Origin of the sequence: Nocardia sp. XZ_19_369 (assembly GCF_015355715.1) — a bacterium.
GTDB lineage: Bacteria > Actinomycetota > Actinomycetes > Mycobacteriales > Mycobacteriaceae > Nocardia.
Genome location: NZ_JACVED010000007.1, coordinates 432,364 through 451,549, shown reverse-complemented (window position 1 = coordinate 451,549; position 19,186 = coordinate 432,364). Strand labels below are relative to the sequence as shown.

The 19,186-nt window shown below is 68.1% G+C and carries 17 protein-coding genes; 13 read left to right on the top strand and 4 right to left on the bottom strand.

Features of this window, described 5'->3' with window-relative positions; all coding sequences use genetic code 11:
• Window positions 1-76: 76 nt before the first annotated feature.
• Window positions 77-1,711, top strand: a complete 1,635-nt coding sequence (gene pruA / locus IBX18_RS27285; RefSeq protein WP_194836343.1) for an L-glutamate gamma-semialdehyde dehydrogenase — start codon at window positions 77-79, stop codon at window positions 1,709-1,711.
• A 5-nt stretch (window positions 1,712-1,716) separates the two neighbouring features.
• Entirely contained in the window at window positions 1,717-2,673 is a 957-nt protein-coding gene (locus IBX18_RS27280) for a proline dehydrogenase family protein (protein ID WP_194836517.1), read from the top strand.
• Window positions 2,674-2,686: 13 nt separating this feature from the next.
• On the opposite strand, the gene IBX18_RS27275 is transcribed toward IBX18_RS27280, so the two are convergent.
• Window positions 2,687-3,556: an oxygenase MpaB family protein gene (locus tag IBX18_RS27275; RefSeq protein WP_194836342.1), complete on the bottom strand. Its 870-nt coding sequence runs from the start codon at window positions 3,554-3,556 to the stop codon at window positions 2,687-2,689.
• A 156-nt stretch (window positions 3,557-3,712) separates the two neighbouring features.
• Between IBX18_RS27275 and IBX18_RS27270 the strand changes: the two genes are divergently transcribed.
• Window positions 3,713-4,345, top strand: a complete 633-nt coding sequence (locus IBX18_RS27270) for a TetR/AcrR family transcriptional regulator (protein WP_194836341.1) — start codon at window positions 3,713-3,715, stop codon at window positions 4,343-4,345.
• Window positions 4,346-4,385: 40 nt separating this feature from the next.
• Here IBX18_RS27270 and IBX18_RS27265 read toward each other — a convergent pair whose 3' ends face one another.
• Both IBX18_RS27265 and IBX18_RS27260 read right to left on the bottom strand, forming a co-directional pair.
• Complete coding sequence (locus IBX18_RS27265; protein ID WP_194836340.1) at window positions 4,386-5,096, bottom strand: hypothetical protein; 711 nt, start codon at window positions 5,094-5,096, stop codon at window positions 4,386-4,388.
• A 117-nt stretch (window positions 5,097-5,213) separates the two neighbouring features.
• The gene (locus IBX18_RS27260; protein WP_194836339.1) at window positions 5,214-6,068 is read right to left on the bottom strand and encodes an oxygenase MpaB family protein; all 855 of its coding nucleotides are present in this window, start codon (window positions 6,066-6,068) and stop codon (window positions 5,214-5,216) included.
• A 145-nt stretch (window positions 6,069-6,213) separates the two neighbouring features.
• Between IBX18_RS27260 and IBX18_RS27255 the strand changes: the two genes are divergently transcribed.
• On the top strand, window positions 6,214-7,641 hold the full coding sequence (locus tag IBX18_RS27255) for an acyl-CoA synthetase (RefSeq protein ID WP_194836338.1): 1,428 nt from the start codon (window positions 6,214-6,216) through the stop codon (window positions 7,639-7,641).
• 14 nt (window positions 7,642-7,655) lie between these two features.
• Here IBX18_RS27255 and dapD read toward each other — a convergent pair whose 3' ends face one another.
• Entirely contained in the window at window positions 7,656-8,603 is a 948-nt protein-coding gene (gene dapD / locus IBX18_RS27250) for a 2,3,4,5-tetrahydropyridine-2,6-dicarboxylate N-succinyltransferase (RefSeq protein WP_194836337.1), read from the bottom strand.
• A 135-nt stretch (window positions 8,604-8,738) separates the two neighbouring features.
• Here dapD and dapE point away from each other — a divergent pair, with 135 nt between their 5' ends.
• The 9 genes from dapE (at window position 8,739) to IBX18_RS27205 (ending at window position 19,102) form a co-directional block, all read left to right on the top strand.
• Window positions 8,739-9,845 (top strand): succinyl-diaminopimelate desuccinylase, encoded by a 1,107-nt coding sequence (gene dapE / locus IBX18_RS27245; protein ID WP_147137393.1) that lies wholly within the window; start codon window positions 8,739-8,741, stop codon window positions 9,843-9,845.
• 247 nt (window positions 9,846-10,092) lie between these two features.
• A complete protein-coding gene (locus IBX18_RS27240; protein WP_194836336.1) occupies window positions 10,093-10,902 on the top strand; it encodes a TIGR00730 family Rossman fold protein in 810 nt (269 codons plus the stop codon).
• Complete coding sequence (locus IBX18_RS27235) at window positions 10,896-11,465, top strand: TIGR00730 family Rossman fold protein (RefSeq protein ID WP_194836335.1); 570 nt, start codon at window positions 10,896-10,898, stop codon at window positions 11,463-11,465. Before IBX18_RS27240 ends, IBX18_RS27235 begins: the two co-directional genes overlap by 7 nt.
• A 15-nt stretch (window positions 11,466-11,480) precedes the next feature.
• Window positions 11,481-13,238, top strand: a complete 1,758-nt coding sequence (locus IBX18_RS27230) for a long-chain-acyl-CoA synthetase (protein ID WP_306796440.1) — start codon at window positions 11,481-11,483, stop codon at window positions 13,236-13,238.
• Window positions 13,239-13,288: 50 nt separating this feature from the next.
• Complete coding sequence (gene folP / locus IBX18_RS27225; protein ID WP_194836334.1) at window positions 13,289-14,173, top strand: dihydropteroate synthase; 885 nt, start codon at window positions 13,289-13,291, stop codon at window positions 14,171-14,173.
• Window positions 14,170-15,108, top strand: a complete 939-nt coding sequence (locus tag IBX18_RS27220) for a glucosyl-3-phosphoglycerate synthase (protein ID WP_186818664.1) — start codon at window positions 14,170-14,172, stop codon at window positions 15,106-15,108. Before folP ends, IBX18_RS27220 begins: the two co-directional genes overlap by 4 nt.
• A gap of 213 nt (window positions 15,109-15,321) precedes the next feature.
• Complete coding sequence (locus tag IBX18_RS27215) at window positions 15,322-15,855, top strand: (2Fe-2S)-binding protein (protein ID WP_370465380.1); 534 nt, start codon at window positions 15,322-15,324, stop codon at window positions 15,853-15,855.
• Entirely contained in the window at window positions 15,852-16,862 is a 1,011-nt protein-coding gene (locus IBX18_RS27210; RefSeq protein WP_194836333.1) for a xanthine dehydrogenase family protein subunit M, read from the top strand. The genes IBX18_RS27215 and IBX18_RS27210 overlap by 4 nt, the downstream gene beginning before the upstream one ends.
• A complete protein-coding gene (locus tag IBX18_RS27205; RefSeq protein ID WP_194836332.1) occupies window positions 16,859-19,102 on the top strand; it encodes a xanthine dehydrogenase family protein molybdopterin-binding subunit in 2,244 nt (747 codons plus the stop codon). The genes IBX18_RS27210 and IBX18_RS27205 overlap by 4 nt, the downstream gene beginning before the upstream one ends.
• Window positions 19,103-19,186 lie beyond the last annotated feature (84 nt).

Genomic DNA, 19,186 nt, shown 5'->3' with positions numbered 1-19,186 from the left:
AGCGGCCCCCGACGACACGCCGAATCACCGACGTCCGGGCCGAAGCCTCGGCAACGCCGGAGCGCTAGCCTGGGGTATGGACGCTGTCACGGTTGTTCCTACCCCCAGTAACGAGCCGGTGCATTCCTACGCGCCGGGCAGTCCCGAGCGGGAACTGCTGGTCGCCAAGCTCGCTGAGATCGCCGCGGAATCTGTCGAGGTGCCGCTGGTGATCGGCGGTAAACACCGGCCGGGGATCGGCGAGCGGCACGATATCGTCGCGCCGCATCGGCACAGTCACGTGCTGGGAACCTATACCGATACCACGCATTCCGAAGCACAGGGCGCGATCGACGCCGCGATGGCCGCGGCCCCCGGCTGGCGCACCCTGCCGTTCGACGAGCGCGCCGCTGTTTTTCTGCGGGCCGCCGATCTGCTGGCTGGGCCGTGGCGGGAAACGCTGGCCGCGGCGACCATGCTCGGGCAGTCGAAGTCGGCGCAGCAGGCCGAGATCGACGCGCCGTGCGAGCTGGTCGACTTCTGGCGGTTCAATGTGGCGTTCGCGCGGCAGCTGATGACGCAGCAGCCGGAGTCGAGCGCCGGGGTGTGGAACCGGCTCGACTATCGGCCGCTGGAGGGTTTCGTCTACGCGATCACGCCGTTCAACTTCACCGCGATCGCCGGAAACCTGCCGACCGCGCCCGCCCTGATGGGCAATACCGTGGTGTGGAAGCCGTCGCCGACGCAGACGCTGTCCGCGTTCTACACGATGCGACTGCTCGAAGCGGCCGGCCTGCCGCCGGGTGTGATCAATATGGTGACCGGTGACGGCATCGACCTGTCCGAGGTGGCGCTGGCCGATCCGCGCCTCGCCGGGATCCATTTCACCGGGTCCACCAAGACCTTCCAGTACCTGTGGCAGCAGGTCGGCGCGAATATCGGCCGGTATCACGGCTATCCGCGGTTGGTCGGGGAGACCGGCGGCAAGGACTTCATCGTCGCGCACCCGTCGGCCGACCCGGAGGCGTTGCGGGCCGCGTTGATCCGTGGCGCTTTCGAGTATCAGGGGCAGAAGTGCTCGGCCGCCTCCCGCGCCTATATCGCCCGATCGGTGTGGCGCAAGATGGGCGACGATTTCCTGCACCTCACCGACGGACTGACCTACGGCGACGTGGCCGATCTGTCCAATTTCGGTGGCGCACTGATCGATCGGCGCGCCTTCGACAAGAACGCGGCCGCCATCCGGCGCGCCAGGGACGCGGGCGTTACCATCCCCGTCGGTGGCGGTTGCGACGACAGCGAAGGGTATTTCGTCCGGCCGACGGTGCTGCTCGCGGACGACCCGCACGACGAGTCCTTCGGCACCGAGTATTTCGGGCCGATCCTGTCGGTGCACGTCTACGACGACGCCGAACCCGGCTCCTACGCATCCATTCTGGCCGAGGTCGACACGGCAGCGCCGTACGCGCTCACCGGTGCGATCTTCGCGCAGGACCGGCAGGCGATCGAACAGGCGAGTGCCGCACTGCGATTCGCGGCGGGCAACTTCTACGTCAACGACAAGCCGACCGGAGCGGTGGTCGGTCAGCAGCCGTTCGGCGGCGCCCGGGCCTCCGGTACCGACGACAAGGCGGGCTCGCCGCTGAACCTGCTGCGCTGGGTGGCGCCGCGCACGCTCAAGGAAACCTTCGCTCCACCAAGCGAATACACCTACCCGCACATGCAGGCGTGATCGACGTGAATCCGCTGCGCCCCCTCATCCTCGCCGCGGCGGAGTCGCCGCGGTTGAAGCGGGCGCTCACCGGCATTCCGGTCACCGCCGATATCGTGCGGCGGTTCGTGGCGGGGGAGACGCGCATCGACCTGATCGGGGTGGCGCGGACACTGTTGAACAGCGGGCGGATGGTGAGTGTGGACTTCCTCGGGGAGAACACCACCGACCGGAACCAGGCCGACGCCACAGTGGCCGAATATCTGTCGCTGATCAATGATTTGGCCGCGCTGGACCGGCCTGTCCTGCCGGGGATCGCGGTGCCGCCGGTAGAGGTGTCGGTAAAGCTGTCCGCGCTGGGCCAGGCCTTGCCGGTGGACGGTCCGGCGATCGCCACGGAGAACCTGCGCATCTTGTGCACCAAGGCCGCGCAGGCCGATGTGTGGGTGACCGTCGACGCCGAAGACCACACCACCACCGCGGCCACGCTGGCTACCGTGCGGGAGCTGCGGGGCGAGTTCCCCTGGCTCGGTGCGGTTTTGCAGGCCTACCTGCACCGGACCGAGTCGGACTGCCGCGAGTTGTCCGGGTCTGGATCGCGAATCCGGTTGTGCAAGGGTGCTTATCGGGAACCGCCCGAGGTCGCCTTCCAGCGCGCCGGCGAGGTGACCGACTCGTATCTGCGCTGCCTCGACGTGCTCATGCGCGGCGAGGGTTATCCGATGGTTGCCTCGCACGACCCGGTGCCGATCGCCGCCGCCGCGGACCTCGCGGCGGAAAGCGGCCGAGGCGCAGATCGTTTCGAGTACCAGATGCTGTACGGCATCCGCGCTCCCGAGCAACTGCGGTTGGCTGCCGCGGGCAGCGCGGTGCGGGTCTATGTGCCCTACGGCAGCCAGTGGTACGGCTACCTGACCAGGCGGCTGGCCGAGCGGCCCGCCAACCTCGCGTTTTTCCTGCGCGCTCTCGTCAGCAAGTCCTGAAAGCCGAAAGTTCTTACACCAGTGGCTTGCCCAGTCGCATCCGCCTGCGCAGGTCGAACAGGTAGATATTCAACGGAAACAGCCGCGCCTGCTTCGGCAGCCGGTTGTGTACGACGGAGATCCCTCGCAGCAACCGATCGAAGCGAGCTTGGTCGCGTTCGGACCAGGTCATCCGCATCTCGTCGCGCACATGCTGCGGCAGCAGCCCGGCCACGATGAACCGCTGCAGCTTGGCGAAGGTGAATCGGACTGGGCGCGGCATCATTTCGAGGTCGATGAGGCCGTCGAAGTAGTCGCGCAGGGCGGGCTCGATGCGGTGCTGCGCCAGGGTCTGCTCCCACCACGGGAAGAACTCGGCGCGGCTGGCGGGCCACATCTCCGGCCGCATCTGCAGCGTGGTGCCGAGTCGCGCGCAGTACTGGTAGAGCGCCTCGGCGGCCGCCGGATCCAGCGGTCCGTGCATGCGGGTGTAGAGGTCGTCGATGCCCCAGTAGATCGTGCCCGCTACCCACAACTGCAGTTTCGGGTCGAAGGCGTTGTACTTGACCGGGCTCTGCGGGCCGGAGCGGATGGGGCGGTGCGAGCGGTTGACCGCCTCGCGGTAGGCCGCGCGTTCCTCGTCCGAGCCCATCATCGCGACGGCGATGTAGGTCAGTGTGGTGCGCAACCGCTTGACCGGGTGCAGGGTGACCTTGCCGCTGTCCACGGTGCTCTCCAGCACGCCGCGGCCGACCGGGCGCAGGCTCAGCTGCATGATCACGTTGGCGGTGCCGCCGAGGAAGGCCGCGAGGCCGTCCATGTACTGCTCGACGCTGGTCGGCGTGAGGGGCTCGGCGAGCTGCGGAACCGGGTCGTGCGCGGGGGTGCGCAGCGGTGCGGTCATCGTTGACCTCATCTTTCGGTGGCCGAACGCGCCGCAGGCGGGCGAACGGATGAGAAGGTTCTTAACTCACCTTCTCATTGCCTCGTCGGCTGTGTCAATGATGCGCTGCAATGGTTCTTGTGTCATCGTTTCGGCGATCCGGATAGGCTGGCAGACATGGCGAGGCTGAGCAGACTGCTGCCGATGGTGCGGAGCGCCGGTCCGGAAGACCGCAATCAAGCCCGCGTGCTCGACGCCGCGATGCTGGCCTTTCTGGACTTCGGCATCAAGCGCACGAGCATGGTCGAGGTGGCCCGGCGCTGCGGTCTCTCGCTGGCCACGCTGTATCGCCGCTTCGCCAGCAAGTCCGATCTGATCGAGGCGGTCGGGTTGCGGCAGACGCGCGAGTTCGTCGAGGAGGTCGACGCCGCCCTGCAACGGCAGGTCGACCGCGACGCCGACGCGCAGGAGCAGATCATCGAGCTGTTCGCCGCGTTCATCAGCGGCCTGCGGAACAACCGGCTCGTGCACCGGCTGCTGGCGACCGAACCCGAGCTGGTGCTGCCGTATCTCACCACCAAGGGCGCGCCGGTCCTCGAACTCGGCCGGGACTACGTGGCCGAGTTCATCGCCCGGTTGCAGCAGGAGGGCAAGCTGCCCGCCTACGACCCGGAGCCGCTGGCGGAGATGATCGCGCGCACCGCGTTGTCGCTGGCGCTGACGCCGCAGACCGTGATCCCGCTGCACGACGACGCAGCGATCCGGCAGTTCGCGCGCGACCACGTGGTGGTGTCGTTCCGGGTGCCCTGAAACCCCTTCTGCCGCATAGCGATCGGTCGGGTCGGCGGAGCTACTCGGCGACGAGCATGCCGACCGTGGCCATCGGAAACGCGGCCATCAGGTCGAGGGTCTGTTCGGCGGCGGTGCCGTGGGTGTGCGCGACCACAACGAAGCCGGTGCCGTACGAGGCGGAGGCGACGTCGGGCGGGCCGATATCCGACCAGCCCCACTTGGTGCCGCGCACGAACGGCCAGCGGGCGGTGCCCCAATCCTGTTCGGTCCCGTCGGTGGCCGTGGCGCCCGCTGCGGCCATCCATTCGAAGATCGGCGATCCCGGGTCGGTGCGCAGTTTCATGATCAGGAAGTCGGCCACGTCCGCGGTGCTCGTGGCGGCCAGGCCCCACTCGCCGAAGGACTGCGTATCGGACAGCTCGTATTCGGCCGCAATCGCCTCGATCGCCTGCGGATACTTGGCCTCGATCGCGCTCGCGGCTCCGTCGTCGGAGTAGCGGATCATCTGCTCGGCGAGTTCGCGGTCGTGCTCCGCGCCGTCGCCGTGGCGTAGGGCGTAGTCGGCCAGGTAGAGCTTGACCAGCGACAGTGCCGCGCGGGACTCGTGCTCGTTCGGGGTGCTCCAGTCGCTGCCGCCTGCCACGGTGCGGAACGAGAGGGCGGTGCGCGGCGGCACCAGGTCGGGCTCGAACGGTTTCGCACCGGCGGTGGGTGGGTGAAAAGCGAAACAGAGTGCAATGGCGAGCACCGCGATGGTCCCACGGTTCACGAGTCCTCCTAGCCGCGTCCCCTTTGTGCCGAATGCCCGTCTTTATCGAGATAACACTGCTCGACGCTGAAATAGCGGCAGGACATGCGTGGGTTCGGCGGATTTGTGCCGGAAGGGCTACACCAGGCGCAGACCGAGCTTGCGGCGGAGGCGGAAGTCGAGCAGGTAGGCGTTGACCGGGAACAATCGGGCCGGGCGGGGAAGCAACGTCTCCGCGGTGCCGAGGCTGCGCAGGATGTGCGCGAGGGCGCGGTCCTCGCGCGCGGACCAGGTGAAACCCATCTGGTCGCGGAGATGTTCGGGGAGAAGACCGGTGACGAAGAAGCGGTGGATCCGCGCGAACGGCAGCCGCAGCGGTAGCGGCAGCATCTTCAGATCGACCAGATCGTGGAAATACTCGCGGATCGGCGGATCGATCGTGGTCATGGCCAGATGCCGATCCCAGTAGGCGGCAAAGGCTTTCCGGTCGGCGGGCCACATGTCCGGGCGCACCTGCAAGGTGGTGCCGAGGCGGGCGCTGTGCCGATAGAAGGCGTCGGCGGTCGCCTCGTCCATCGGCCCGTGCAGCCGCGTATAGGTGTCCTGCGCACCCCAGTACAAGCAGGCGGCCACCCACAGTTGCAGGTCGGGATCGAAGGCGTTGTAGCGCACCGGGCTCGACGCGGTCGAATGCACCGGGCGGTGGGAGCGGTTGACGGCGTCGCGGTAGTCGGCTCGCTCGGCGTCCGTGCCCAGCATGGCGACGGCGAGATAGGTGATGGTGGTGCGCAGCCGCTTGACCGGGTGCAGCATGACGTTTCCGCTGTCGACGGTGCTCTCCAGGACGCCGTAGCCGACCGGCCGGGTGCTGAGCTGCATGATGACGTTCGCGGCCCCACCGAGCAGGCCGGCGATGCCGTCGATGAACTGCGTGAGGTCGAGCTCGTCCGGCGGTGCGGTGTCGTGCGTCGGTGCGCGAAGTGGCCTGGTCATCGTTGACCCCTGTCTCATTGAGAAGGCTATGCAGCAACTGTCTCACCGCCTCATCTGCTGTGTCAACCGTCACATCGACGGTTATTTGCAGGGGATCGGCCGAGGTTCCGGGAGCGCGGCGAGGTGCGGGAAGTAGTTTGGGCGCATGTCGTTCGGTCCGCCCTTGCTGCTCAGTTCCCTGCACCCGCTCGCCGTCGCCAGCGGTGCGGATATCCCGGATGCCGTCACCATCGACGGGGTGACGCTGTCGCGCAGCGATCTGCTCGGCGCCGCGACCTCGGTCGCCGAACGCGTGGCCAGGGCCGATCGGGTCGCGGTGCTCGCCGAGCCGACGGTGACCACGGTGCTCGCGGTGGTCGGCTGCCTGATCGCCGGCGTGACCGTGGTTCCGGTGCCGCCGGATTCGGGCACTGCGGAACTCGCGCACATCCTGGCCGACTCGGGAGCGCAGGCCTGGCTCGGAAAGGCCCCTGCGGGTAGCGAGTTGCCGGTCGTGCCGGTGCGGGTGCACGCCAGGTCGTGGCATACCTACCCCGAACCAGACGCCGCGACAACAGCTTTCGTGCTCTACACGTCCGGGACGACCGGCCTGCCGAAAGGTGTTGTGCTCAGCCGCGGCGCCATCGCGGCCGGGTTGGACGCGCTCGCCGACGCGTGGGCCTGGACCGCGAACGATGTACTGGTACACGGGCTTCCGCTGTTCCACGTGCACGGACTGATCCTCGGGGTGCTCGGCCCGCTGCGGGTCGGTAGCCCGCTCGTGCACACCGGCAGGCCGACCCCGCAGGCGTATGCCGCCGCGCCGGGCACGCTGTACTTCGGGGTGCCGACGGTGTGGTCGCGGATCGTCGAAGACCCTGAAGCCGCAAAGCAATTGGCCGCTGCCCGGCTACTCGTCTCCGGCAGCGCACCGTTGCCGGTTCCGGTGTTCGAGCGGTTGCGCGAACTCACCGGACACGCGCCGATCGAGCGGTACGGCATGAGCGAAACCATGATCACGCTGTCCACCCGCGCCGATGGTGAGCGCCGTCCCGGTTGGGTCGGTACCCCGGTGCAGGGTGTACGGACCCGGCTGCGCGACGAGTCCGGCGCCGACGTCGCGCACGACGGCGAAAGTATCGGCGGGCTCCAGGTTTCCGGCCCGATGCTCTTCGACGGATACCTCAACCGGCCCGACGCCACCGCCGACAGCTGGACCGAGGACGGCTGGTTCAAGACCGGCGATGTCGCGGCGATCGATCCGGACGGCTTCCACCGCATCGTCGGCCGGGAATCGGTGGACCTCATCAAGTCCGGTGGTTACCGCATCGGTGCCGGCGAAGTGGAGACCGTGCTGCTCGGCCACTCCGAGGTCGCCGAGGCCGCGGTCGTCGGCATCCCCGACCCCGACCTCGGCCAACGCATCGTCGCCTTCGTCGTACTACGCGGCAGCGCACCGGATTCGATCGAGCAAGACCTGATCGCCCATGTCGCGGAACAACTCTCGGTCCACAAACGCCCCCGGGAGATCCGCGTGGTCGACTCCCTGCCCCGCAACGCCATGGGCAAGGTGCAGAAGAAGCGCCTCACCTGACCTGCGCGGCGAATTCAGTCGTTGGCGTGCAGGGCGGCGTTGAGTTCGATGCCGGTTCCCTTGCGGGGCACCACCTCTACCGCGCCGGAGACGGAGTTGCGGCGGAACAGCAGGTTGTTCTGGCCGCTGAATTCGGCGGCCTTGACGAGGGTGCCGTCCGGGGTGCTGACCTTGGTGCCTGCGGTCAGGTAGAGGCCTGCCTCCACCACGCAGTCGTCGCCGAGCGGGATGCCGAGGCCGGAGTTGGCGCCGAGCAGGGAGCGCTCGCCGATGGAGATGACGGTGGTGCCGCCGCCGGAGAGGGTGCCCATGGTGGAGGAGCCGCCGCCGATGTCGGAGCCGTCGCCGACCACGACGCCCGCCGAGATCCGCCCCTCGACCATCGAGTTGCCGAGGGTGCCTGCGTTGAAGTTCACGAAGCCCTCGTGCATGACCGTGGTGCCGGAGGCGAGGTGCGCGCCGAGGCGGACCCGGTCGGCGTCGCCGATGCGCACACCGGAGGGCAGGACGTAGTCGACCATGCGCGGGAACTTGTCGACGCTGTACACGGTCACTGGACCGCGGGCGCGCAGCTTGGCGCGGGTGGTCTCGAAACCTTCCACCGCCGCCGGGCCGTGATTGGTCCACACCACGTTGCTCAGCAGCCCGAACTGACCGTCCAGGCTCACCCCGTGCGGCCGGACCAGCCGGTGCGAGAGCAGGTGCAGCCGCAGGTAGACGTCGTGCGCGTCGACCGGCGCGGCGGACAGGTCGGCGATCGTCGTGCGCACCGCGACCACATCGACGCCGCGCGCCTCGTCGAAACCGAGCAGCGCCGCGTACTCCGCGGGTGCGTCGTCCAGCCGCTTGGTCCCCGTCTCGGCGAACTCGCCGAGTTCCGGACTCGGGTACCAGGTGTCCAGGACGGTCCCGTCCGCGGTCACATTGGCAATACCGACTGCAGCTGCTCCCTGAGTACTCACGTCCACAGAGGTTACCGACCCATCGTCACCAGCGGTGACCCCGCTCCCGCCCATGTGCCGCACTCCACTGCGCGCGACAGACGACAAGGACGCGCGGCGGTGCCGTCGCGGGTGCGGCGGTCGTAGGGTGGATAGGTGACCATTGACCTGCGGGCCGACCCGATTACGCTGACCGCCGCTCTCGTCGATATCCCGAGTGTTTCGCGGGACGAGGCGGTGATCACCGACCTCGTCGAGCAGGCGCTGCGGGAGCAGACCAGTGGGTTCGAGGTGCTGCGGCACGGCAACGTGGTGCTGGCGCGCACGCATCGGGGGCTGCCGACGCGGGTCGTGCTGGCCGGGCATCTCGACACCGTGCCGATCGCCGACAACGTGCCCGGGCACTTCACGGTGAACGCGGCGGGGGAGCGGGTGCTGTACGGGTGCGGATCGGTCGATATGAAGTCCGGCGACGCGGTGTTCCTGCACCTGGCCGCGACGGTCGCCGAACCGGTGCACGACCTGACGCTGATCTTCTACGACTGCGAGGAGATCGCCTCGGAGTTCAACGGGCTCGGGCATATCGAGCGTGACCTGCCGGAGTGGCTCGCTGGCGACCTCGCCGTGCTCGGCGAACCGTCCGGCGGCTGGATCGAGGCGGGTTGCCAAGGGACGCTGCGGGTTCGGCTTTCCACCGCCGGGATCCGCGCGCATTCGGCGCGAGCCTGGCTGGGCGACAACGCGATTCACCGCCTGGCGCCGATCTTGCAGCGGCTGGCCGACTATCGGGCCCGCGAGGTCGACATCGACGGGTGCGTCTACCGCGAGGGCTTGTCCGCGGTGCGTGTGTTCGGCGGGGTCGCCGGCAACGTGGTGCCCGACGCCGCCGAGGTGGACGTGAACTTCCGCTTCGCCCCGGATCGCACGGTCGCCCAGGCCATCGAGCACGTCCGCGAGGTCTTCACCGGGCTCGAGCTGACCTTCGAGGTCACCGACGCCGCACCCGGCGCGCTGCCCGGCCTGACCGCCCCGGCCGCCAAGGACCTGATCGCCTCGGTGAACAGCCACGGCGGCGGCGGAGTGCGCGCCAAATACGGCTGGACCGACGTCTCCCGGTTCGCCGCCCGCGGCATCCCCGCCGTGAACTTCGGCCCCGGCGACCCCAACCTCGCCCACAAACGCGACGAACACGTGCCCGTCGACCAGATCACCGCCGTCACCGCCATGTTGCGGACCTACCTCACCGGCGGTCGAACGGACTGATCGGCCGTGGCCATTGCGCCGCTGACCTGAGCCACGCGTCGGGCACCCGGGCCCGTGACAACGCGGTCCAGTAGTCAGCCGCGGACACCGGCACCGCTCGCAGTCGGCTCGCAGGCAGCGCGGATCGCGAAACCTTGCCGGCCCGCAGGTTGCGGGTCTGTCTCGCGGGCGGGGCTGGTTACTGAACGTGGGACGACTTCTCGGCTCCCGGCAGTTGCGTTGCTCCCCGCCCGGTAGCGTGATCGGCATGTCCACTGACGCCGCTGACCGCGAGGTTGCCAACAAGCCGAAGTCGACAGCCAAGTTCCGCGGGCCAGTCATGTTCCGCCGCGACCGCAAGGACGGTATCGGCACTGCCGACCGGAATTTGCTGGATCGGCGCGGCGACACCGATTGGGTGCACACCGACCCGTGGCGCGTGCTGCGCATCCAAGCCGAGTTCGTCGAGGGGTTCGGCGCGCTCGCCGAGGTGCCGCGCGCGGTCACCGTCTTCGGCTCGGCGCGTACCGGACCCGATCACCCGGAGTACCAGGCGGGGCGGGCGATCGGCGCCGCACTGGCCAAGGCGGGCTTCGCGGTGATCACCGGCGGCGGGCCGGGCGCGATGGAGGCGGCCAACCGGGGTGCGTGCGAGGCGGGCGGTTACTCGATCGGTCTCGGCATCGAGCTGCCGTTCGAGCAGAGCCTCAACGACTGGGTCGATCTGGGCATCAACTTCCGCTACTTCTTCGTCCGCAAGACGATGTTCGTCAAGTACTCCGAGGCGTTCATCTGCCTGCCCGGCGGCTTCGGCACCCTGGACGAGCTGTTCGAGGCGCTCACCCTGGTGCAGACCCGCAAGATCACCCGCTTCCCGATCATCCTGTTCGGCAGCAGGTACTGGTCCGGCCTGGTCGATTGGCTGCGCGACTCGCTCGGCGGTTCCGGCAAGATCTCGCCCGGTGATCTCGACCTGATCCACGTGACCGACAGCGTCGAAGACGTCGTGCAGATCATCCTCGCCAACGCGGAGGTGAACGGCGCGGAGGATGCGCTGGGCACGGAGGATCAGTGGTGACCGAGCCAGTGCAGCCGTACGCGATCTGTGTCTACTGCTCCGCGAGCACCGTGGATCCCGTCTACCTCGCGCTGGCCGCCCAGGTCGGCGCCGAGATCGCCCGGCGCGGTTGGCAATTGGTGTCCGGCGGCGGCAATGTCTCGATGATGGGCGAGGTGGCGATCGCGGCACGGGCGGGCGGCGCGAACACCGTCGGCGTCATCCCGAAACACCTGGTGCACCGGGAGGTCGCCGATGTCGACGCCGACGAGCTGATCGTCACCGATACCATGCGCCAGCGCAAGCAGACCATGGAGGACCGCGCCGACGCCTTCCTTACGCTGCCCGGCGGCATCGGCACGCTCGAGGAGTTCTTCGAAACCTGGACCGGAGGCTATCTGGGACAGCACAATAAACCCGTGGTGTTGTTGGACCCGAATGGCTTCTACCGAGGCCTTTTTCAGTGGCTCGACGAACTGCACGACCGTAAATTCGTCCCCCAGCCCGCCATGGACCGCATCACCGTGGTCACCGATCTACCGTCGGCCTTCGCGGCGCTGGAGGCGCGAGCGCGACCTTCCTGATGAGGAGCATGGCAAGTGAGTGACCGTGTGAGCCTGCTGGACCTGGCCAGACACCTACCCGCGATGGCGCTCGACGCACCGGGCATGCTGCGCAACGCGACGGGCATGCTGGTGAAGCCGGACGACAAATCCTCTGTCGGGCTGTACTTTCAGCGCACCGCACATCGTCACCCGGACCGCCCGTTCCTGCGTTTCGAGGGCACCACCTACACCTACGGCGCGGCCAATGCCGCGGCGAACCGCTACGCGTCCGTGCTCGCCGAGCACGGTGTCGGGCGCGGCGACGTGGTCGGTGTGCTGATGACCAACCGGCCCGAAACCTTGTTCGTGGTGCTGGCTTCGGTGAAACTCGGCGCCACGGTCGGCCTGCTCAACCACAATCAGCGCGACCACGTACTCGCGCACAGCTTCGGGCTGCTGAACAGCGTGCTCAATGTGATCGGCGAGGAATGCAAGGAGGCGCTGGATTCGCTGTCCGAGCCGCTCGCGAATACGTTGTCCGCCAACGACTTGCAGGTCGCCGCCGAGTCGGCGGCGGCCACCGATCCGCCGGTGTGCGCCGAGATCACCGCCAAGGAGCGGGCTTTCCTGATCTTCACCTCGGGCACCACCGGTCTGCCGAAGGCCAGCGTGATGACGCACCTGCGCTGGACCAAGAGCATGGCGGGCCTCGGCGGCCTCGGAATTCGCCTGCACGGCAACGACACTCTGTACTCCTGCCTGCCGCTCTATCACAACAACGCGCTGACCGTCGCGCTGTCGGCGGTGGTGTGCGCCGGCGGTACCTTGGCGCTCGGCAGGCAGTTCTCGGTGTCGCGGTTCTGGGACGAGGTGATCCGCGAGGAGGCCACGGCCTTCATCTACATCGGTGAGCTGTGCCGGTATCTGCTGAACCAGCCCGCCAAGCCGACCGATCGGCAGCACCGGATCCGGCTCGCGGTCGGCAACGGGCTGCGCCCGGAACTGTGGGACGAGTTCAAGCAGCGGTTCGGCATCAACCGGATCGTCGAGTTCTACAGCGCCAGCGAGGCGAATGTCGCCTTCATCAACGCGTTCAGCGTGGACCGCACCGCGGGCTTCGGACCGCTGCCGTACGCGGTGGTCCAGTACGACGAAGAGACCGGAAAAGCCAAGCGCGACAACAATGGTCGGCTGCACAAGGTCGGCACCGGCCACGTCGGGCTGCTGCTGTCCAAGGTGACCGACCGCTCGCCGTTCGACGGCTACACCGACAAGGAAGCCTCCGAGGCCAAGCTGCTGCGCGACGGTTTCCAGCCGGGCGACGTCTGGTTCGACACCGGCGATCTGGTCCGCGACCAGGGCTGGCATCACATCGCGTTCGTGGACCGCCTCGGCGACACCTTCCGCTGGAAGGGCGAGAACGTCGCGACCACCGAGGTGGAGGGCGCGCTGACCCGATCCGACGCGATCGCCGAGGCGGTCGTCTACGGCGTAGATGTGCCGGGCACCGACGGTAAGGCGGGCATGGCCGCGGTGACGCTGAGCCCGGACGCGGAGTTCGACGGCAAGGCGATCGCCGAGCTGGCCTACCGGCAGCTACCCGGCTACGCCGTCCCGCTGTTCATCCGCGTGGTCGACGAGCTGGAGCAGACCTCCACCTTCAAGAGCCGCAAGGTCGAACTGCGCAAGCAGGGCTACGCCGCAGCCGGCGACGGCACCCTGTACGTCCTGGCGGGCCGCTCCGACGGCTACGTCCCCGCCTACGACGACTACGCCGAGGATGTAGCCGCGGGCCGCGCCCCGAAGAACTGACAACCCTGCTGGCGCGGTACCGCTCGCACACCGGTCGGTACAGTCGGAGGATGTTCAGCACCACCGCGGAGCCGCTTCCCTCGCTGTGCGGCAAGCCGGTGGCGACCGATCGGGCGCTGGTGATGGCGATCGTGAATCGCACGCCCGATTCGTTCTATGACAAAGGCGCCACCTTCACCGACGCGGCGGCCATGGACGCCGTGGCCCGCGCGGTGGACGAAGGTGCGGATCTGGTCGATATCGGCGGCGTGAAGGCGGGCCCCGGCTCGCTGGTCGACGCGGTCGAGGAAGCGCGGCGGGTGATCCCGTTCGTCGCGGCCATTCGCGCGAAATACCCCGAGCTATTGATCAGCATCGACACCTGGCGGGCCGAGGTGGCGCTGGCCGCGGTCCAGGCGGGTGCCGACCTGATCAACGACACCTGGTCCGGCGCCGACCCGGATCTGGTGCGGGTGGCTGCCGAGCAGGGCGTCGGAATCGTGTGCAGCCATACCGGTGGTGCGGTGCCGCGCACCCGTCCGCATCGGGTTCGCTACGCCGATATCGTGGCCGAAGTCACCGACACCGTGGTGCGGGCGGCCGAAAACGCGGCGGCCGCCGGTGTGCGCAAGGATTCGATTCTGATCGATCCGACCCATGATTTCGGCAAGAACACTTACCACGGGCTCGAGTTGTTGCGCGGAGTGGACGTTCTTGTAAATACCGGGTGGCCAGTCCTGATGGCACTCAGCAACAAGGATTTCATCGGGGAGACTCTAGGTGTCGATCTTTCCGAACGGCTGGAGGGCACATTGGCAGCAACAGCATGGTCGGCCGCCGCAGGCGCCAGAGTCTTCCGCGTCCACGAAGTCGCCGCGACCCGGCGGGTGGTGGACATGATCGCCGCGATCCAAGGCATCCGGCCCCCAGCACGCACCCTGCGAGGTTTGGTATGAAATTCCACCACCGCGAGCCCCACTGGGCGACGACGAATACCTGGGACACCCCCGACTGGACGGTCGACGAACTCGTCGCCGCCAAGGCAGGCCGCACCGTATCGGTGGTGCTGCCCGCCCTGAACGAGGAAGACACCGTCGCCGACGTGGTGGCCAGCATCATGCCGCTGCTCGGCACCCTGGTCGACGAGCTGGTCGTGCTCGATTCCGGCTCGACCGATGCCACCGCCGAGCGGGCCGCCGCCGCGGGCGCCGAGGTGATCACCCGGGAGCAGGCGGTACCCGAACTGGACCCGGTACCCGGCAAGGGCGAGGTGCTGTGGCGTTCGCTGGCGGTCACCAGTGGTGATCTGATCGCCTTCGTCGACTCCGACCTGATCGACCCCGATCCCGCCTTCGTGCCGAAACTGCTCGGCCCGCTGCTCACCGTCGACGACATGCACCTGGTCAAGGCCTACTACCGCAGGCCGCTGCGGCAGGGCGGCGCGGTGGACGCGCACGGCGGCGGCCGGGTCACCGAGCTCGTAGCCCGCCCGCTGCTCGCCGCGTTGCGCCCCGAACTCTCGCAGGTGTTGCAGCCGCTCGGCGGCGAATACGCGGGCAGTCGTGAGCTGCTCACCGCGGTGCCGTTCGCGCCGGGCTACGGCGTGGAGATCGGCTTGCTGCTCGATACCTACGACCAGCTCGGCCTGTCCGCGATCGGGCAGGTGAACCTGGGGGTGCGCACGCACCGCAACCGCCCGCTGGCCGATCTCGGCGTGATGAGCAGGCAGATCCTGGGCACCGTGCTCGGCCGCAGCGGCGTGCAGGACTCCGGCGCCGCGCTCACCCAGTTCCCGCTGATCGGCGACGCCTTCACCGCGCACAGCACCGAGGTGTCGCTGGCCGATCGGCCGCCGATGAATACGCTGCGCCCCGCGTGGGTAGCGGCCTGAGCACAGCCTGATCAGTGAACCCGGGTGCCGTCGGCGCTCGGGTTCACTGCTTTTCGCCCAATCACCTGCGCTGACAACGGATGCGATCGGCGCATTCACGATTTTGCCCAGCGCGTTAGCTGATCGGACGCTAGGGTGGGGATGGTCTTACGTTCGCTTTCTGTACTTCACGGTGTTGCGTCCATCGCACGCTCATGAGCAGGAGATACGTCGATGACTATTGGTGAGCTACCCAAGCAGGACACCCGGCAACCAGAGTTTGCCGGTCCCGATTACACGCTGGCGACATTGCGGGTGAACGGTCACGTTTTCCCGGTGGCATTGGAGCCGAGAGTCAGTTTGCTCGACGCTTTGCGTGAATACCTCCGGCTCACCGGCACCAAGAAGGGGTGCGACCAGGGTGCATGCGGAGCGTGCACGGTATGGGTCGACGGTAAGCGCGAATTGTCGTGCCTCACCTTGGCATTGAGCGTGGAGGGGCGCGAGGTCACCACGATCGAGGGCGTCGCGGAGGGGGAGGAACTGCACCCGGTGCAGCGCGCGTTCATCAGCTGCGACGGTTTCCAATGCGGGTACTGCACGCCGGGACAGATCATGTCGGCGATCAAATGCATCGAAGAGGGCCACACCGGCAGCGACGCGGAGATCGCCGAATGGATGAGCGGCAATATCTGCCGCTGCGCCGCCTATCAGAACATCAGGGACGCGATAAAGAGCGCAGAGGCCGAGCTGGGGGAGACCCGATGAAGCCCATCGCCTTCGCCCGCGCCGAGACGGTCGACCAGGCGCTCGCCGCGGTGACCGCCCGCCCGAACACCGTATTCCTCGCCGGCGGCACCACTTTGGTGGACATGCTGCGGATCGGCGCGATGGAACCGGACAACGTCGTCGACATCAACCGGTTGCCGCTCACCGACCTGGAGCACCGCCCCGACGGTGGCCTGCGCATCGGCGCGATGGTCCGGATGAGTGAGGTCGCCGCCGATCCCGGTGTGGTAGAACGCTTTCCGTTCCTGTCCATCGCGCTGGCGAAGGGCGCGTCCGCGCAGATCCGCAACATGGCCTCGATGGGCGGCAATCTGATGCAGCGGGTGCGCTGCCCGCAGTTCCGCGATATCGCCTACGCCTGCAACAAACGCGACCCGGGGAGCGGGTGCGGCGCGCAGGAGGGGCTGCACCGCGGCAATGCCGTATTGGGCACCAGCGAGCACTGTTTCGCCATGCACCCCTCCGATATGGCCATCCCGCTGACCGCCCTCGACGCTGTCGTCCAGGTGCAGGGACCACGCGGCACCCGCGCCATCGCCTTCGACGACTTCTTCCTCTTACCCGGCGACACACCGCATCTCGAACATCCGATCACCGCCGACGAGCTGATCGTCCGAATCGACGTGCCGCCCTTGCCTTTCGCGCGGAACTCGCACTATCTGAAGGTGCGCGACCGCGAATCCTATGAGTTCGCCGCCGCTTCCGCGGCCGTGGCGCTCGAGCTGACCGACGGTGTGGTGCGCGATGTCCGCATCGGCCTCGGCGGCGTGGCGACCAAGCCGTGGCGCGCCAAGATGGCCGAGGCGCTGCTCATCGGCAAGCCCGCCACCAAGGAGAACTTCGCGGCCGCCGCGGCCACCGAGCTCGCGGCCGCCGACAGCAGCCACGAGATGAACCGGTTCAAAATCGAACTGGCACAGCGCACCATGGTGCGCACGCTGGAGACCGTCACCGCGCAGATCTCGCAGCGGGGAGGCCGGAAATGAGTGCACCCACCGCCCCGAAGCTCGTCGGCCAGGGCCTCGACCGGATCGACGGACACGCCAAGGTCACCGGCGCCGCGAGGTATACCGCCGAGATCCCGATGCCGAACGCCGCCTACGGCGTTATCGTCGGGGCCGAGATCGGCAGCGGCACAGTGACATCCATCGATGTCAGCCACGCGTTGCGTGCCGGCGCGGTGGCGGTGCTCACCCACGAGAACCTGCCGCGGGTCCCGTCGGTGCCGCTGATGCCGTCGCTGTTCGGCCAGCCCTCGCCCGGGCAGACCTTCTTTCCCATGCAGGACACCACGATCCACTACTTCGGCCAGCCGATCGCCGTCGTGGTCGCGGACACTTTCGAGGTCGCCCAGCAGGCCGCCCGGCTGGTCGAGGCCACCTACGATGCGAAACCCGCACTGGTGCAGTTGGACGATGGACGCGCCGAGCAATACCTGCCCGACAGCATCTTCGCCGGCTTTGTCCCCGCGTCCCAGTCGCGCGGTGACTTCGCGAGCGCGAGCGCGGCCGCCGCGCACACCGTCGACGCGACCTTCCGCTTCGCCGCCAACCACCACAATCCGATCGAATGCTCGGTCACCGCCGCGATGTGGAACGGGGATTCGGTCACCGTCTACGACGCTACCCAGGGCATCGTGGCCAGCCAGCTGACCATCGCGGCTCACCTCGGCATCTCGCCGAGCAAGGTGCGGGTTGTCGCCGATTACGTCGGCGGCGGGTTCGGCGCCAAAGCCCTGATGTGGCCGCACGTCACGCTCGCCCCGCTGATCGCGCGCGAGCTGGGCAGGCCGATCCGGGTGATCCTGAACCGCGAGCAGATGTTCTACGGCACCGGATTACGGGAAGAGCAGGAGCAGCGCGTCACCCTGGTCTGTGACGCCGACGGCCGATTCACCGGGCTGCGGCACCACAAGCTCTCCGTCACTTCGCATTTCGACGACTGGGCCGAGCCGTCGCTGGAGGTGGCGAGCAAGGCGTACGGAATCCCGCACTGGGAGGGGCAGTATCGGCTGATCAAGGGCAATACGATGACGCCGACCTTCATGCGCGGGCCGGGCGAGGCGTCCGGCATGATCGCGCTGGAATGTGCCATCGACGAACTCGCCGAACAGCTCGGTGTCGACCCGGTGGAACTGCGGCTGCGCAACCACGCCGCCGTCGACCCGGAGAGCGGAAACCCGTGGAGCTCGGACGGTTACCTCGACTGCCTGCGGCTGGCCGCCGAACGCTTCGGCTGGGACGGCCGTGACCAGACCCCCGGGTCACGCACCGACGGCAACTGGCTGATCGGCTGGGGCGTCGGCACCGCGGGCTACCCGGTGTACGAACCGGGCCAACCGCAACGCGCCCACGCCCGATTGCGTTCGGACGGCTCACTGGTCGTGCAGACCGGCACCCAGGAGTTCGGCACCGGTGTCGCGACCGTCATGTCCCAGGTCGCCTGCGACGCGATGGGCATGCCGTTCGACCGCATCCGCTTCGAGATCGGCAACACCGACTACCCGAATATCGCGGCCACCGTCGGCTCGATCGGCGCCAGCGCGGTCAGCGCCGCGGTGCACACCACCTGCACCCAGCTGCTCGCCCAGCTCATCGAGATCGCGGTCGCCGACATCGACTCGCCGCTGCGCGGCCGGACGCCCGATGAGATCGAAGGCGTCGCGGGCGTGCTGCGGCTGATCGACGACCCCTCGGTGTGCGATGCCTACGCCGAAGTGCTGGAGCGCAACCATCTTTCGGATATCGAGACCACCGGCAGCTGGCGGCCCGACACCACCCCGTCGGGCTACGCGAAGATGAGCTTCGGCGCCCAGTTCGCGGAGGTCGCGGTGGATCCGGAACTCGGCCTCGTCCGGGTCCGCCGGATGGTCGGCGCCTTCGCGCCCGGCCGGGTGCTCAACGTGAAGCTGGCGCGCAGCCAGGTGCTGGGCGGCATGAACTGGGGCCTGTCCCAAGCCCTGATGGAGGCGAGCCTGCCCGACCCCAGGGACGGTCGCTGGGCCAATGCGTCACTGCTGGAATACCTGCTACCGGTCAACGCCGACGCCCCCGAGGTCGACATCTCCTTCGTGCCGGTCGACGACACGGTGGTGAACCCGTTGGGCGTCAAAGGCATCGGCGAACTCGGCATGATCGGTGCCGCCGCCGCCATCGTCAACGCCGTGCACCACGCCACCGGCCGCACCATCCGCGACATACCGCTGCGCATCGAACACCTGCTCTGAGCCGAACCCCCTCTCGGGATCCGCACCGCCTCCGACGTCCACAAGCAGTGCAGGTCCCGAGAAAGGGTGCAACTTGGGCGCTGC

Coding starts and splice junctions, on each gene's coding strand:
- folP (WP_194836334.1), top strand. CDS start 13,289: ATGTTCAGCACCACCGCGGAGCCGCTTCCCTCGCTGTGCGGCAAGCCG.
- IBX18_RS27260 (WP_194836339.1), bottom strand. CDS start 6,068: ATGACCAGGCCACTTCGCGCACCGACGCACGACACCGCACCGCCGGAC.
- IBX18_RS27215 (WP_370465380.1), top strand. CDS start 15,322: ATGACTATTGGTGAGCTACCCAAGCAGGACACCCGGCAACCAGAGTTT.
- IBX18_RS27270 (WP_194836341.1), top strand. CDS start 3,713: ATGGCGAGGCTGAGCAGACTGCTGCCGATGGTGCGGAGCGCCGGTCCG.
- pruA (WP_194836343.1), top strand. CDS start 77: ATGGACGCTGTCACGGTTGTTCCTACCCCCAGTAACGAGCCGGTGCAT.
- IBX18_RS27210 (WP_194836333.1), top strand. CDS start 15,852: ATGAAGCCCATCGCCTTCGCCCGCGCCGAGACGGTCGACCAGGCGCTC.
- IBX18_RS27275 (WP_194836342.1), bottom strand. CDS start 3,556: ATGACCGCACCGCTGCGCACCCCCGCGCACGACCCGGTTCCGCAGCTC.
- IBX18_RS27255 (WP_194836338.1), top strand. CDS start 6,214: ATGTCGTTCGGTCCGCCCTTGCTGCTCAGTTCCCTGCACCCGCTCGCC.
- IBX18_RS27205 (WP_194836332.1), top strand. CDS start 16,859: ATGAGTGCACCCACCGCCCCGAAGCTCGTCGGCCAGGGCCTCGACCGG.
- IBX18_RS27240 (WP_194836336.1), top strand. CDS start 10,093: ATGTCCACTGACGCCGCTGACCGCGAGGTTGCCAACAAGCCGAAGTCG.
- IBX18_RS27220 (WP_186818664.1), top strand. CDS start 14,170: ATGAAATTCCACCACCGCGAGCCCCACTGGGCGACGACGAATACCTGG.